Source organism: Paraburkholderia sediminicola (genome assembly GCF_046027355.1).
Taxonomy (GTDB): Bacteria; Pseudomonadota; Gammaproteobacteria; order Burkholderiales; family Burkholderiaceae; genus Paraburkholderia; species Paraburkholderia sediminicola_B.
Genome location: NZ_JAQQEK010000038.1, coordinates 50,188 through 65,317, shown reverse-complemented (window position 1 = coordinate 65,317; position 15,130 = coordinate 50,188). Strand labels below are relative to the sequence as shown.

At 62.8% G+C, this 15,130-nt stretch carries 8 protein-coding genes and 1 pseudogene; 5 read left to right on the top strand and 4 right to left on the bottom strand.

Annotated elements, in window-relative coordinates; all coding sequences use genetic code 11:
- The first annotated feature begins 19 nt into the window (after positions 1 to 19).
- The 3 genes from infB (at position 20) to truB (ending at position 4,594) form a co-directional block, all read left to right on the top strand.
- Positions 20 to 2,986 (top strand): translation initiation factor IF-2, encoded by a 2,967-nt coding sequence (gene infB, locus PQR42_RS38755; protein ID WP_408218625.1) that lies wholly within the window; start codon positions 20 to 22, stop codon positions 2,984 to 2,986.
- 213 nt (positions 2,987 to 3,199) lie between these two features.
- On the top strand, positions 3,200 to 3,565 hold the full coding sequence (rbfA, locus tag PQR42_RS38750) for a 30S ribosome-binding factor RbfA (protein ID WP_042324072.1): 366 nt from the start codon (positions 3,200 to 3,202) through the stop codon (positions 3,563 to 3,565).
- A gap of 93 nt (positions 3,566 to 3,658) precedes the next feature.
- A complete protein-coding gene (gene truB / locus PQR42_RS38745; protein ID WP_408218622.1) occupies positions 3,659 to 4,594 on the top strand; it encodes a tRNA pseudouridine(55) synthase TruB in 936 nt (311 codons plus the stop codon).
- A gap of 118 nt (positions 4,595 to 4,712) precedes the next feature.
- Here truB and PQR42_RS38740 read toward each other — a convergent pair.
- The 4 genes and pseudogenes from PQR42_RS38740 to PQR42_RS38725 form a co-directional block, all read right to left on the bottom strand.
- Positions 4,713 to 6,308 (bottom strand): annotated as a pseudogene (locus tag PQR42_RS38740) (DHA2 family efflux MFS transporter permease subunit); the annotation flags it as partial.
- Positions 6,307 to 7,581, bottom strand: a complete 1,275-nt coding sequence (locus tag PQR42_RS38735; RefSeq protein WP_408218619.1) for an EmrA/EmrK family multidrug efflux transporter periplasmic adaptor subunit — start codon at positions 7,579 to 7,581, stop codon at positions 6,307 to 6,309. The gene PQR42_RS38735 and the pseudogene PQR42_RS38740, both read right to left, overlap by 2 nt.
- Before the next feature lie 81 nt (positions 7,582 to 7,662).
- Entirely contained in the window at positions 7,663 to 9,171 is a 1,509-nt protein-coding gene (locus PQR42_RS38730; protein WP_408218617.1) for an efflux transporter outer membrane subunit, read from the bottom strand.
- Positions 9,172 to 9,220: 49 nt separating this feature from the next.
- Positions 9,221 to 9,736 carry a MarR family winged helix-turn-helix transcriptional regulator gene (locus tag PQR42_RS38725; protein WP_408218615.1) on the bottom strand — a complete coding sequence of 172 codons (516 nt, stop codon included), beginning with the start codon at positions 9,734 to 9,736 and terminating at the stop codon, positions 9,221 to 9,223.
- 319 nt (positions 9,737 to 10,055) lie between these two features.
- On the opposite strand from PQR42_RS38725, the gene typA reads away from it, so the two are divergent.
- Together typA and PQR42_RS38715 are read left to right on the top strand one after the other, a co-directional pair.
- On the top strand, positions 10,056 to 11,882 hold the full coding sequence (gene typA, locus PQR42_RS38720; RefSeq protein WP_408218613.1) for a translational GTPase TypA: 1,827 nt from the start codon (positions 10,056 to 10,058) through the stop codon (positions 11,880 to 11,882).
- Between the two features lie 374 nt (positions 11,883 to 12,256).
- Positions 12,257 to 15,118: a 2-oxoglutarate dehydrogenase E1 component gene (locus PQR42_RS38715; RefSeq protein ID WP_408218610.1), complete on the top strand. Its 2,862-nt coding sequence runs from the start codon at positions 12,257 to 12,259 to the stop codon at positions 15,116 to 15,118.
- Positions 15,119 to 15,130 lie beyond the last annotated feature (12 nt).

Below are 15,130 nucleotides of genomic sequence, written 5' to 3'. Positions count from 1 at the left end.
CTTGCATTAAGAGGAATGAATGGCGAGTAACAACGTAGCCCAATTTGCCGCGGAACTGAAAATGCCTGCAGGCGTGCTGCTTGAGCAGCTGCAGGCGGCGGGCGTCACAAAAGCGAGCGAAGACGATAGCTTGTCCGAAACGGACAAGGCGCGTCTGCTCGACCACTTGCGCAAGTCTCACGGCTCGACTGATGCTGACAAGCGCAAGATCACGCTGACGAAACGGCATACGTCGGAAATCAAGCAATCCGATGCGACGGGCAAAGCTCGCACCATTCAGGTCGAGGTGCGCAAGAAGCGCACTTTCGTCCGCCGCGACGAAACCTCCGCTGAAAACGGGGATGCATCGAATCATGTGGCCGAGGCCGACGTCGACGATCTGGAACTCCAACGTCGTGAAGAGGAAGCTCGTCACGAAGCCGAGTTGCTCGAAAAGCAGGCTCAGGAGCTGAAGGCGCGTCAGGAACAACTCGAGCGCGAAGAAGCGGAACGTCAGGCGCGCGAGCAGGCTGCTGAAGCCGAGCGTCGCCGTGCGGAAGAAGAAGCGGCGAAGAAGCGCGCCGCGGCTGCGGCCGAGGCGGCAGCTCGCGAGCAGGCGCAGACCGCCAAGCCGGCGCAAGCCGCGCAGCCGGTGGCAGCCAAGGCTGAGCCGGTGGCTGCCAAGGCAGCGGAGCCGGCGGTTGCCAAGCAAAGCGAGCAGGACGACGAACGCGCCGCCGCAGAACGCGCCGCGCAACGCGAAGCCGCGAAGAAGGCAGAAGACGCAGCGCGTCAGGCTGCCGAGAAAGCGCGCGCCGAGCAGGAAGAAATCGCCAAGCGCCGTGCGGCTGCTGAAGCCGAGGCACGCGCGATTCGCGAAATGATGAACACGCCGCGCAAGGCACAGGTCAAGGCGCCGGAACCGGCACCGAAGCCCGCTGAGCCGGCCAAGGCTGCGGAAGCCAAGGGCACGCTGCACAAGCCGGCACGTCCGGCGGGTGAAGCACCGGCGCGTCCGGCAGCCAAGAAGCCGGCTGCTGCGGCTCCGGCTGCCACGACCACGCCTTCCGCCGGCGACAAGAAGAAGCCGGGCGGCGGCAAGGGCGGCTGGCAGGACGACGCTGCGAAGCGCCGCGGCATCAAGACCCGTGGCGATACGAGCGGCGGTGTCGATCGCGGCTGGCGCGGTGGCCCGAAGGGTCGCGGCAAGCATCAGGATCAGAACACCACGTTCCAGGCGCCGACCGAACCGATCGTGCGTGAAGTGCATGTGCCGGAAACCATCACGGTCGCCGATCTGGCGCACAAGATGGCGGTGAAGGCGTCGGAAGTCATCAAGTCGATGATGAAGCTCGGCCAGATGGTCACGATCAACCAGATGCTGGACCAGGAAACGGCGATGATCATCGTCGAGGAACTGGGCCACCACGCGGTTGCGGCCAAGCTGGACGATCCGGAAGCCATGCTGGTCGAAGGCGAAGTGTCCGATGCGGAAGCACTGCCGCGTCCGCCGGTCGTCACGGTCATGGGTCACGTCGACCACGGCAAGACATCGCTGCTCGACTACATCCGCCGCGCCAAGGTCGCAGCGGGCGAAGCGGGCGGGATTACGCAGCACATCGGCGCTTACCACGTCGAAACGCCGCGTGGCGTCATCACGTTCCTCGACACGCCGGGTCACGAAGCCTTTACGGCCATGCGTGCTCGCGGTGCGAAGGCAACCGACATCGTGATTCTGGTGGTCGCAGCCGACGACGGCGTGATGCCGCAAACGAAGGAAGCGATTGCTCACGCGAAGGCTGGCGGCGTGCCGCTCGTCGTCGCGATCAACAAGATCGACAAGCCGGATGCGAATCCGGAGCGCGTGAAGCAGGAACTCGTCGCGGAAGGCGTCGTGCCGGAAGAATACGGTGGCGATTCGCCGTTCGTGTCGGTGTCGGCTAAAACCGGCGCGGGCATCGACGACTTGCTGGAAAACGTGCTGCTGCAAGCCGAAGTGCTGGAACTGAAGGCACCGGTCGAAGCGCCGGCCAAGGGTCTCGTCATTGAAGCGAAGCTCGATAAGGGTAAGGGTCCGGTCGCAACGATCCTGGTGCAGTCGGGTACGCTGAACCGCGGCGACGTGGTGCTGGCGGGTAGCGCTTACGGTCGCGTGCGAGCCATGCTCGACGAAACCGGCAAGCCGACCAAGTCGGCTGGCCCGTCGATCCCGGTTGAGATTCAAGGTCTCTCGGAAGTGCCGCAAGCGGGCGAAGAAGTCATCGTCATGCCGGACGACCGTAAGGCGCGTGAAGTCGCATTGTTCCGTCAAGGCAAGTTCCGCGACGTCAAGCTGGCCAAGCAACAGGCCGCGAAGCTCGAGAACATGCTGGAACAGATGGGCGAAGGCGAAGTGGCGTACATGCCGCTCATCGTCAAGGCCGACGTGCAAGGTTCGCAGGAAGCTTTGGTGCAGTCGCTGCTCAAGCTGTCGACCGACGAAGTTCGCGTGCAGATCGTGCACGGCGCCGTGGGTGGCATCAGCGAGTCGGACGTCAACCTGGCTACGGCTTCGAAGGCGGTCATCATCGGCTTCAACACCCGTGCGGATGCTCAGGCGCGCAAGCTGGCGGAAACCAACGGCGTCGATATTCGCTACTACAACATCATCTATGACGCAGTGGATGACGTGAAGGCTGCGATGTCGGGCATGCTGGCACCGGAGAAGCGCGAAGTCGTGACGGGTACGGTCGAAGTGCGTCAGGTCTTCAAGGTGCCGAAGATCGGCGCGGTGGCCGGCTGTATGGTCACGGACGGTTTCGTCAAGCGCTCGTCGTCGGTGCGCGTGCTGCGCAACAACGTCGTCATCTTCACGGGCGAGCTCGATTCGCTCAAGCGCTTCAAGGACGACGTCAAGGAAGTCCGTCAGGGCTTCGAGTGCGGTATGTCGATCAAGAACTTCAACGACATCGTCGAAGGCGATCAGTTCGAAGTCTTCGAGGTCACCGAAGTCGCGCGTACGCTGTAATTCACGCGGCACGGCTCTAGGGGGCGGAGCGGGCTTTAACGCCCGCTCCGCCCGTTGTTTTTGGGGCCACGCGTTTGCGTTTGTCGCGCAGAGCGCCAGCGGTCGAGCTTCTTCTGGTCATTCCGGGTCGTCTGAATGCGACCTGAACAGGAAGCCCGCATCGCGGCGGCGCGAGCCACTTTTTGCATCCGCTAGAACGGATCACATCACACCATGCCTAAAAAACGTTCTTCTCCCAATCGCAACGTGCAGATCGCCGATCAGATCCAGCGCGATTTGTCCGAGCTGCTGCGCGAGGTCAAGGATCCGCGCATCGGCATCGTCACGATTCAAAGCGTCGAGCTGACGCCGGACTATGCGCACGCCAAGGTCTATTTCACGACGCTCACCGGCGATCCGCAGCAGACACTCGAAGCGCTCACGCACGCGGCCGGTCATCTGCACAATCAGCTTTTCAAGCGCCTGCACATTCACACCGTGCCGACGCTGCATTTCCATTACGACAAGACCATCGAGCGCGCCGTCGAGATGTCGCGTCTGATCGACGAAGCGAACGCCAATCGCGCGAAAGAAGACTGAGCGCGCGGTTCGCCGCGACGCTCGCTGCCATGCCTGGGTTGCCTTGCGCTCAGTGCTGTTTTACGTATCCATCGAAGGCTTCGTCTTTCTGACATGACCGCACCTCAACGCCCCCGCGTGCCGCGTCGCGCGCTCGACGGCGTGCTGCTGCTCGACAAGCCGCTCGGCCTGTCGAGCAACGACGCGCTGATTCGCGCGAAGCGTCTCTATCTGGCGAAAAAGGCGGGCCATACCGGCACGCTCGACCCACTGGCAACCGGCTTGCTGCCGCTCTGTTTCGGCGAAGCCACCAAGTTTTCGCAAGATCTGCTCGAAGCCGACAAGACGTATGAGGCGACCATGCGCCTCGGCATTCGCACGACCACCGGCGACGCCGAAGGCGAAGCGATCGACACGCGTGAAGTGACATGCGACGAGGCGGCGGTTCGGGCGATTCTGCCGACATTCCTTGGCGAGATCACGCAGGTTCCGCCGATGTATTCGGCGCTCAAGCGTGACGGCAAGCCGTTGTACGAATACGCACGCGCCGGTCAGACGGTGGAGCGGGAAGGGCGTCAGGTGACGATCCTCAAGCTCGAGATGCTCGCCTGCGCGTTGCCGGACGTGGCGTTTCGCGTGACATGCAGCAAGGGCACGTATGTGCGCACGCTGGCTGAGGATATCGGCGAGGCGTTGGGTTGCGGCGCGCATCTGGTGGCGCTGCGGCGCACCGGCGTCGGCGCGCTGACGCTCGACAATTCGGTGACGCTCGACGCGTTGTCCGACGCGGCTGAAGGCGAACGCGATGCGTGGCTGCAACCGGTGGATGCCTTGCTGTCGACCTTCCCGCTCGTGCAGTTGAACGAAGACGCGACGCGCCGCTTCCTGCACGGCCAGCGGTTGAAGCTGTCCGAGTTGACGATCACGGACGAAGCTTTGAATGCGCCGCGCGTCCGGGTGTACGCGGCGGAAGGGCGTCTGCTTGGCGTCGCTAAACAAGGTGAGGGCGTGTTGGCGCCGGAACGGTTGGTCGTCACGACGGCAAGCTAAAAGCCGCATAGGTGGCGGAGCGAGCGACCAAGACGCAGCAAAGAAAAAGGCGGGACCGCTTCCAGGCGGCCCCGCCTTTTTTCATATCGTCTGCCGGATTCGGCCTGGCGCCGAAAACTCAGTGCGCCGCCGCAGCCGCCGCACCCGCGTCACCACCGGCGCGTTCAGGCCTCGTGATCCAGATCAGCGCAATCAGCGCGACAAAGATGCCGGCGGAGACGAAGAACAGATCGTTCACGCCCAGTTGTGCGGCCTGCTGCGTCGCCATCGTGTTGAACAGGCCATACGCCTGCGGTTGACTGAAGCCTGCCGCGCCCATCTGCCGGATCGACTGATCGAACACCGGGTTGTACGCGTTAGCCTGTTCGGCCAGTTGCGCGTGATGCATGATCGTGCGGTGATCCCACGCGGTCTGGAAGATCGACGTGCCGATACCGCCGCACATGATCCGCACGAAATTCGACAAGCCCGACGCCGCCGGAATCCGGTTGCCCGGCAGCCCCGACAAGGTGATCGATACCAGCGGGATGAAGAACCCCGCCATGCCGATCCCTTGAATCAAGGTGGGCACCAGCAGCGAGTATGTATCGACGCCGGTCGTATAACGCGAGCGCATCCAGAAACACAGCGCGAACACGAGAAACGACAAGGTCGCGATATAGCGCGGATCGGTACGCGGCAAAATCTTGCCCGTGATCGGCGAGAGCAGCACGGCGAACAGGCCGACAGGCGCCATCACCAGACCGGCTTCGGTCGCGGTGTAGCCGATATCGGTTTGCAGCCACAACGGCAGCAACACCAGATTGCCGAAGTAGAGTCCGTAACCGATCGACAGCGCGACCGTACCGCCCGTGAAATTACGCCGGCTAAAGAGCGACAGGTCGACCACCGGATGCTCGGCCGTCAATTCCCACACGATAAAAAACGCGAGCGCGATCACCGCGACCAGCGCCAGCACGACGACGGTCGTCGACGAAAACCAGTCGAGATCCTTACCCTTGTCGAGCATGACCTGCAGCGAGCCGACCCAGACGATCAGCAGGCCGAGACCGACGCCGTCGATCGGTGCTTTTCTGATGACGGAATCGCGATTGCGGAAGATCATCCACGTCGCCACGGCGGCAATCGCGCCGACCGGAATGTTGACGTAGAAAATCCACGGCCACGAGATGTTGTCCGAGATCCAGCCGCCGAGAATCGGGCCGGCCACCGGCGCGATCAGCGTGGTCATCGCCCACATGGATAACGCCATGGGCGCCTTGGCGCGTGGATAGCTCGCGAGCAGCAGCGTTTGCGACAGCGGAATCATCGGACCGGCCACCGCGCCTTGCAATACGCGCGAAGCGAGCAGGAACGGCAGGGTGGGCGCGAGGCCGCACATCCACGACGAAATCACGAACAGGATGATCGACGCCATGAACAGCCGCACCTGGCCGATGCGATCGGTCAGCCAGCCGGTGAGCGGCACGGAGATCGCATTGGCGACCGCGAACGAAGTGATCACCCACGTGCCTTGATCCGACGACACGCCGAGGTCGCCCGAAATCGACGGAATCGACACGTTGGCGATCGACGTGTCGAGCACATTCATGAAGACGGCGAGCGACACCGCGATGGTGCCGATCACCAGTTGCGCGCCCTCGAGCGGCGGATGAGGGACTGGCGCCTGAGCCTGAGCCATTAAAGAAGCCTTGTCTGAATCGTCGCGTGGCTTACATCAGCTTCGCTGCGACAGGCTTCGCGCCGCCGGCCTGGGACGACTTTTGCGAGCCGCCGTTCGGGCCGGCATTTTCCGAAATGATGCGAGCGATTTCCGCGTCAGCCTGGTCGCCGTACTTCTCGAACACGTTGGTCTGATAGACCGTGTTCGGCGCCTGACCGAGCTGGCCGCCGTTGTCGTCCTTGATGCTGACGTCGGCTTGCATGGACAGGCCGATACGCAGCGGATGCTGTTCAAGTTCCTTCGGATCGAGCGCGATCCGCACCGGCAGACGCTGCACCACCTTGATCCAGTTGCCGGTCGCGTTCTGCGCGGGCAGCAGCGAGAACGCCGAACCCGTGCCCGCCGAGAAGCCGACCACCTTGCCGTGGTACACCACCGACGACCCGTACACGTCGGCCGTCAGTTCGACCGGCTGGCCGATGCGCATGTGCTTGAGCTGCACTTCCTTGAAGTTTGCGTCGACCCACACGCCGCCGAGCGGCACGATCGCCATCAACGGGGTGCCCGGCGAGACGCGCTGGCCGACCTGCACCGAGCGCTTCGCCACGTAGCCGGTGACCGGCGCCGGCAGGTTGTTACGCGCGTTGTTCAGGTACGCGTCGCGGACCTTCGCGGCGGCGGCCTGCACGTTCGGGTGATTCGCGATCGTGGTGTTGGCGGTCAGCGCGCGGTTCGAGTTCAACTGCTGCTGGGCGGCGTCGACGGAGGCTTGCGCGCTCTTCACGGCGTCGCGGGCGTGCGAGATTTCTTCCTGCGACACGGCGCCGGTTTGCGCGACCGTCATACGGCGCTTCAGGTCGTCCTGGGCGCGCGACAGATCGGACTGGCGCTGGGCCACTTGCGCCTGGTATTGATTGTCGTCGGCGAACAGGCCGCGCACCTGGCGCACCGTTTGCGCCAGATTCGCCTCGGCCTGTTCGAGCGCGACGCGGGCGTCGGCCGGATCGAGCACGACGAGCGGGTCGCCCACCTTCACCGTTTGCGTGTCGTCCGCGTTCACGGCGACGACCGTGCCGGTGACTTGCGGCGTGATCTGCACGACGTTGCCGTTCACGTACGCGTCGTCGGTGTCTTCATGGAAGCGCGCGACGAGGAAGTAGTAAAAGCCGTAAGCGATCGCGGCGATCAGGATCACGATGACGAGCAGCGTCATCATGAGCTTGCGTTTGCCGTTGTTCGCCGGTGGTTGTGCCGGCGGTTGCGTCGGCTGCGGGGCCGACTGAGTCGGCTGGGTAGTAGCCGCGGGCTGTTGGGTGGTGCTCATTGATGTGCTCCGGGTTCTTTCAGACGTCGTCGTTTATTCGGATGTTCGTGCGTATGTTCGATCTGGCCGTGGTTTGCGCGCTCAGTTCGCAGCGGCGGTCGCGGCGGTGGCCGATGCCGGGGCATCGGTCGGCACCACGAGGCCCGTCTGCGTCGCGTCGAAACCGCCGCCGAGCGCCTTGATGAGGCCGATCTGCATGTCGCGGCGGCGCATCTTCAGGCCGGTCACCGTCTGGTCGGCGGCAAGGCGGTTCTGGTCGGCGGTCAGCACCTGCAACTGCGGCGACAAACCGGCCTTATAGCGGATCACAGCCAGCTGATACGCCTTGGTCGATGCGTCGAGCGCGCGTTGTGCGTCGCCTTGCTGCTGGTCGATCGAACGGATCGACGACACTTGCGTCGCGACGTCCGAGAGGGCGCCGATCAGCGTCTGGTTGTAGTTCGCCACGTCCAGGTCGAAGTCGGCGTAGCGGCCCTTCAGTTGCGAGCGCAGCGCGCCGGCGTCGAAGATCGGTAGGTGGATGGCCGGCCCGAATTGCATCTGACGGCTGCCGGATTTAAGGAAGCGGCCCCAGCCGAATGCGTCGAAACCGAAGCCGGCTGCGAGGTTCACGTCCGGGAAAAATTCGGCTTTGGCTTCCTTCACGTCGTGCATCGCGGCTTCGACTTGCCAGCGCGCGGCGACGATATCCGCGCGGCGCGCGACGAGGTCGGCCGGCAGATTGTTCGGCAGCGCCACGATGTCGCCTTTGGTCAGCGTCGGTTGCGCGATTTGCAGGCCGCGATCCGGACCCTTGCCGAGCAGTGCGCCCAACTGGTAGCGCACGACGGTGATCTGGCCGTCGAGGTCGGTCAAATTGGACTGGCTGGTCGCGATGTTGCCGTTCGCTGTTTGCCGCTCGACATTGGTGTCGAGGCCGGCGGTCACGCGGCCGTTGGTGATGCGGCCGATATCCTGGCGGTTGGCGATTTCGCGCGCGGCGATGTCGCGGAACGCGTACAACTGGGCGAGCTGGTTATACGTGCTGGCCACCGAGGCGGCGAGCGTCACGCGCGCCTGCTGCATGTCGGCCTCAGCGGCTTTTTCCTGCGACACGGCCTGACCCAGACGCTCGCGATTCTTGCCCCACAGATCCAGATCCCATGACGCGCTGGCGAGCACGTTGTTCTCGCTATACCAGGTGCCGCCATACGGAGGCGGGTAGAGCGCGTTCGCCGAGAAGAGTTCGCGGGTCCACGAATAGCTGCCGTTGACCTTCGGGTACAGCGCCGAGCGCGAACTCTCGATGTAGGACGAGGCCTTGGCGAGACGCGCCTGCGCCTGCGCGATCGACGGGCTGCCTTCCAGCGCTTCGGCGATCAGCTTGGGCAGTTGCGGGTCGCCGAACTGGTTGGCCCAGTCGAGCGACGGCCACTGACCGCCCTGACCGGCGAGGCTCTGCGTGGACTCGTACTGAGCGGGCGACGAGATCTGCTTGTCGCTTTTCATACCGAAGTAGTTCGCGCACCCCGTGAGGGCGAGCGCCGTCACCGCGGCGGCGACAGCGGCCCGGCTCGAAAGTGCGGGCGCGGACAGGGAAAGGGATTTCATCGCTCGACTCTTTGAGTGGAATGTAATGATGGACACTGCAAGCAATTTCTTACGATTTGCTGTCAAAATTGCTTGCTGCATCACGGGTTAGCCCCGTTTGTTCGCCGGAATTGACGAGCACGCGACGCAGCATGCTCTTCAGAAAACCCACTTCTTCCGGGGTGAAGCCGCCCAGCAGACTGTCCAGCACGCCGGTGAAAATAGCCGGCATTTTGGCGGCGATGGCATGGCCTTCCGGCGTCAGCGCGAGGCGCACGACCCGCCGGTCTTCATTGCTGCGCACCCGGGTCAGCAGGCCGCGTTTCTCCAGCCGGTCGATCAGACGCGTGACGGCGCTCGCGTCGATGCCGTATTCACGGGCCAGTTCCGCCGCCAGCAGGCATTTGCCGCTCGCCACCATGAACAGGATGCTGCCCTGCTGGCTCGTGATGCCCAACTCGGCCATGCTGCGCTGGGTGACCAGGTTCGACAGGGTCGATTTCACTCGCGAGATCAGATAGCCGACGCTTTCGCCTAGCTGATATTCGCTGATCTCCGGCGGGGGTGTAGAGGACGGCTCCGTCATGATTCTCGTGCGAATGCAATGGTTGACTAGGCAGGATTATAGGGGGCGGTTGATTGACGCGGCAAGTGTTATTACAGCTTAGGCAAGGAACTTTCCCCGCTCAAGTCACAATCCGCGTGAGTTTGCGTAGGGTTTCGCCCGCCGGCTTACGTTTCATTTCTGGCGGCCGCTGCGCGGACTGCGGCGGCTCTATCAGGGAATACCAGAAAGCTTCATTTGTGCGTGCTACAATATTGGGTTCCCAAAAGTGCGCTTTGGGCTTTGTTGGCTTCGTACACACAATGCTGCTGCTGGCGCACTCAACTGTCTCCAGGTTCCTATGACTCGCGCCCTACGCAACATCGCCATCATTGCTCACGTCGACCACGGCAAGACCACGCTCGTCGACCAGCTCCTCCGCCAGACCGCCACGTTCCGTGACAACCAGCAGATCGCTGAGCGCGTGATGGACTCGAACGACATCGAAAAAGAACGTGGCATCACGATTCTTTCGAAGAACTGCGCGGTCGAGTACGAAGGCACGCACATCAACATCGTCGACACGCCGGGCCACGCCGACTTTGGCGGCGAAGTGGAGCGCGTGCTGTCGATGGTCGACTCGGTGCTGTTGCTGGTCGACGCCGTCGAAGGCCCGATGCCGCAAACGCGCTTCGTGACCAAGAAGGCGCTGGCGCTCGGCCTGAAGCCGATCGTCGTGATCAACAAGGTGGACCGGCCGGGCGCGCGGATCGACTGGGTGATCAACCAGACGTTCGACCTGTTCGACAAGCTGGGCGCAACCGACGAACAGCTCGACTTCCCGATCGTGTACGCATCGGGTCTGAATGGCTACGCAGGCTTGAGCCCGGACGTGCGCGAAGGCGATATGCGTCCGCTGTTCGAGGCCGTGCTCGAACACGTGCCGGTTCGCCCGGCTGATCCGTCGGCTCCGCTGCAACTGCAGATCACGTCGCTGGACTACTCGTCGTACGTCGGCCGTATCGGCGTGGGCCGCATCACGCGCGGCACGATCAAGCCGGGCATGTCCGTCGCCGTGCGTTCGGGTCCTGACGGCGCGATCCTGAACCGCAAGATCAACCAGGTGCTGTCGTTCAAGGGCCTGGAGCGCGTGCAGGTCGACTCGGCTGAAGCTGGCGACATCGTGCTGATCAACGGCATCGAAGAAATCGGCATTGGCGTGACCATTTGCGCACCGGAACAGCCGGAAGCGCTGCCCATGATCACCGTCGACGAGCCGACGCTGACCATGAACTTCCTCGTCAATTCGTCGCCGCTGGCCGGCCGCGAAGGCAAATTCGTCACGAGCCGTCAGATCCGTGACCGCCTGATGAAGGAACTGAACCACAACGTCGCGCTGCGCGTGAAGGAAACCGGCGACGAAACCACGTTCGAAGTGGCGGGCCGCGGTGAACTGCACCTGACCATTCTCGTGGAAAACATGCGCCGCGAAGGCTACGAGCTGGCCGTGTCGCGTCCGCGCGTGGTGATGACGGAAGTCGACGGCGTGAAGCACGAGCCGTACGAAAACCTGACCGTCGACATGGAAGACGGCCACCAGGGCGGCGTGATGGAAGAGCTGGGCCGCCGCAAGGGCGAAATGCTCGACATGGCGTCGGACGGCCGTGGCCGTACGCGTCTCGAGTACCGTATTTCGGCACGTGGCCTGATCGGCTTCCAGTCGGAATTCCTGACGCTCACGCGCGGCACGGGCTTGATGAGCCACACGTTCGACTCGTATCAGCCGGTTAGGGAAGGTGCGGTCGGCGAGCGTCGCAACGGCGTGCTGATTTCGCAGGACGACGGCGCGGCAGTCGCGTACGCACTGTGGAAGCTGCAGGATCGCGGCCGTATGTTCGTGTCGCCGGGCGAGCCGCTGTACGAAGGCATGATCATCGGCATTCACAGCCGTGATAACGACCTGGTCGTGAACCCGATCAAGGGCAAGCAGCTGACCAACGTGCGTTCGTCGGGTACGGACGAAGCAGTGCGCCTCGTGCCGCCGATCCAGATGTCGCTGGAATACGCAGTCGAGTTCATCGACGACGACGAACTGGTCGAAGTCACGCCGCAATCGATCCGTCTGCGCAAGCGTTACCTGAAGGAACACGAGCGTCGCAGCGCGAGCCGCAAGGGCGCGGTGGACTAAGGGGCGGGCATCGGCTGCGGCCGGTACGACGCTTTAGCAGTCAAGCAAAAGCCACCTCCGGGTGGCTTTTGCCGTTTCTGGACTTCAGCGACTTTATGCGCGGTTGCACGTGCTTCGCCGTTCGTTTGTCCCCGTTTCTCGCAGAAGACTGTTGCAGCCGGTGAAAGTGCCCCGAAAGCCCGTCGCAAAAGGCTCGAGCGGCAATCCGTCTGCTATCTGCACTATCCGTTCTGTGATATGCTCCCCGGGTGCAAAGTTTTAGGTCCTTCCAAGCAAGACTTGATTCGCGCAATCCGCTAAACGGTCAGGCCGTGTCGCGGAAGGTTCTGTAACCCGCTATTTCTCGAGAAACTCGAAGAAAGGTGAGCGTAAAAATGATGAAGCAATTCCAGTCGAACTCTTATCTGTTCGGCGGCAATGCTCCGTACGTAGAAGAAATGTACGAAGCGTATCTCGATAATCCGGCGTCAGTGCCCGAGAACTGGCGCAGCTATTTCGACGCGTTGCAGAACGTCCCTGCATCGGATGGCAGCAATGCCAACGACGTGGCCCATGGCCCGATCGTCGAATCGTTTGCACAACGGGCCAAGGCTAACGCCTTCATCCCGCGCACGGCAGCCGGCGGCGAAGATCTTGCTACCGCTCGCAAGCAAGTCTATGTGCAGTCCCTCATCGGCGCATATCGCTTCCTCGGCTCACAATGGGCCAACCTCGATCCCCTGAAGCGCCGCGAACGTCCCGCTATCCCCGAACTCGAACCCGCGTTCTACGACTTCACCGAAGCCGACATGGACCAGGAGTTCAGTGCAACGAATCTGTATTTCGGATTCGAGCGCGCGTCGCTGCGTGAGATCGTCAAGGCATTGCGCGACACGTACTGCGGCACGATCGGCGCCGAGTACATGTACATCAGCGATCCGGAACAGAAGCGCTGGTGGAAAGAGAAGCTCGAATCGATCCGTTCCACGCCGAACTTCTCGAACGAAAAGAAAAAGCACATCCTGAATCGCCTGACGGCCGCTGAAGGCCTCGAGCGCTTCCTGCACACCAAGTACGTCGGCCAGAAACGCTTCTCGCTCGAAGGCGGCGAAAGCTTCATCGCGTCGATGGACGAAGTCGTGCGTCACGGCGGCGCCAACGGCGTTCAGGAAATCGTCATCGGCATGGCTCACCGCGGCCGTCTGAACGTGCTGGTCAATACGCTCGGCAAGATGCCGGCTGACCTGTTCGCCGAATTCGAAGGCAAGCACCACGACGACCTGCCGGCCGGCGACGTGAAGTACCACAAGGGTTTCTCGTCGGACGTCTCGACCGAAGGCGGCCCGGTTCACCTGTCGCTCGCGTTCAACCCGTCGCACCTCGAAATCGTCAACCCGGTGGTCGAAGGCTCGGCCAAGGCCCGTATGGATCGTCGCGGCGACGACAGCGGCCTGCAAGTGCTGCCGGTGCAGATTCACGGCGACGCGGCTTTCGCGGGCCAGGGCGTCGTGATGGAAACGCTGAACCTCGCGCAAACGCGTGGTTACGGCACGCACGGCACGCTGCACATCGTCATCAACAACCAGATCGGCTTCACGACGTCGGACCCGCGCGACTCGCGCTCCACGTTGTACTGTTCGGACGTCGTCAAGATGATCGAAGCGCCGGTGCTGCACGTGAACGGTGACGACCCTGAAGCGGTCGTGCTGGCTACGCAGCTGGCAATCGACTTCCGGATGCAGTTCCACAAGGACGTCGTCGTCGACATCGTCTGCTTCCGCAAGCTGGGCCACAACGAGCAGGACACGCCGGCCGTCACGCAGCCGCTGATGTACAAGACGATCGCCAAGCACCCGGGCACGCGCGCACTGTACGCTGAAAAGCTGGTGCAGCAAGGCGTGATCACCGCGGAAGAAGGCGACGAATTCGTCAAGGCTTACCGCAAGGCGATGGACGAAGGCCATCACACGGTCGACCCGGTGCTCTCGAACTACAAGAGCAAGTACGCGGTGGACTGGGTGCCGTTCCTGAACCGCAAGTGGACCGACGCAGCCGACACGGCCGTGCCGCTCGCCGAGTTGAAGCGCCTCGCGGAACGCGTCACTACGGTTCCGGAAAACTTCAAGGTTCACCCGCTGGTCGAGCGCGTCATCAACGACCGTCGCGCGATGGGCCGTGGCGAAGCGAAGCTCGACTGGGGCATGGGCGAACACCTCGCATTCGCGTCGCTGGTCGCATCGGGCTATGCAGTGCGCCTGACCGGCCAGGACTCGGGCCGCGGCACGTTCACGCACCGTCACGCGGTGCTGCACGATCAGAACCGCGAACGCTGGAACGACGGCACGTACGTGCCGCTGCAGAACATCGCCGAAGGTCAGGCGAAGTTCACGGTGATCGACTCGGTGCTGTCGGAAGAAGCGGTGTTGGGCTTCGAATACGGTTATTCGACGGCTGAACCGAATACGTTCGTCGCGTGGGAAGCGCAGTTCGGCGACTTCGTGAACGGTGCGCAAGTCGTGATCGACCAGTTCATCTCGTCGGGCGAAGTGAAGTGGGGCCGCGTTTCGGGTCTCACGATGCTGCTGCCGCACGGCTACGAAGGCCAGGGTCCGGAGCACTCGTCGACCCGTATCGAACGTTTCCTGCAACTGTGCGCAGACCACAACATGCAGGTCGTTCAACCGACCACGCCGGCGCAGATTTTCCACCTGTTGCGCCGTCAGATGATCCGCCTGTTCCGCAAGCCCCTGATCGTCGCTACGCCGAAGTCGCTGCTGCGCCACAAGGAAGCCGTGTCGGATCTGTCGGAACTGGCGAAGGGTGCGTTCCAGCCGATCCTCGGCGAAATCGACGAAGCGATCGAGGCGAAGAAGGTCAAGCGCGTGATCGCCTGCTCGGGTCGCGTGTACTACGACCTGCTCGCGCATCGCCGCGAATCGAAGTCGAACGACGTCGCGATCATCCGTATCGAACAGCTCTATCCGTTCGCGCATAAGCAGTTCGAAGCGGAAATGAAGAAGTACGACAACGCGACCGAAGTGGTCTGGGTGCAGGACGAGCCGCAGAATCAAGGCCCGTGGTTCTACATCGAGCACCACCTGAAGGAAGGCATGAAGGACGGTCAGAAGCTGGCATACAGCGGACGTCCGGCTTCGGCTTCGCCGGCAGTCGGCTACTACGCGAAGCACTACGAGCAGCAGAAGGCGCTGGTCGAAGGCGCTTTCGGCCGCCTCAAGAGCGCGTCGATCGCTAAATAATCACAAGAGCTG

Coding starts and splice junctions, on each gene's coding strand:
- PQR42_RS38715 (WP_408218610.1), top strand. CDS start 12,257: ATGATGAAGCAATTCCAGTCGAACTCTTATCTGTTCGGCGGCAATGCT.
- truB (WP_408218622.1), top strand. CDS start 3,659: ATGACCGCACCTCAACGCCCCCGCGTGCCGCGTCGCGCGCTCGACGGC.
- typA (WP_408218613.1), top strand. CDS start 10,056: ATGACTCGCGCCCTACGCAACATCGCCATCATTGCTCACGTCGACCAC.
- PQR42_RS38730 (WP_408218617.1), bottom strand. CDS start 9,171: ATGAAATCCCTTTCCCTGTCCGCGCCCGCACTTTCGAGCCGGGCCGCT.
- PQR42_RS38735 (WP_408218619.1), bottom strand. CDS start 7,581: ATGAGCACCACCCAACAGCCCGCGGCTACTACCCAGCCGACTCAGTCG.
- infB (WP_408218625.1), top strand. CDS start 20: ATGGCGAGTAACAACGTAGCCCAATTTGCCGCGGAACTGAAAATGCCT.
- rbfA (WP_042324072.1), top strand. CDS start 3,200: ATGCCTAAAAAACGTTCTTCTCCCAATCGCAACGTGCAGATCGCCGAT.
- PQR42_RS38725 (WP_408218615.1), bottom strand. CDS start 9,736: ATGACGGAGCCGTCCTCTACACCCCCGCCGGAGATCAGCGAATATCAG.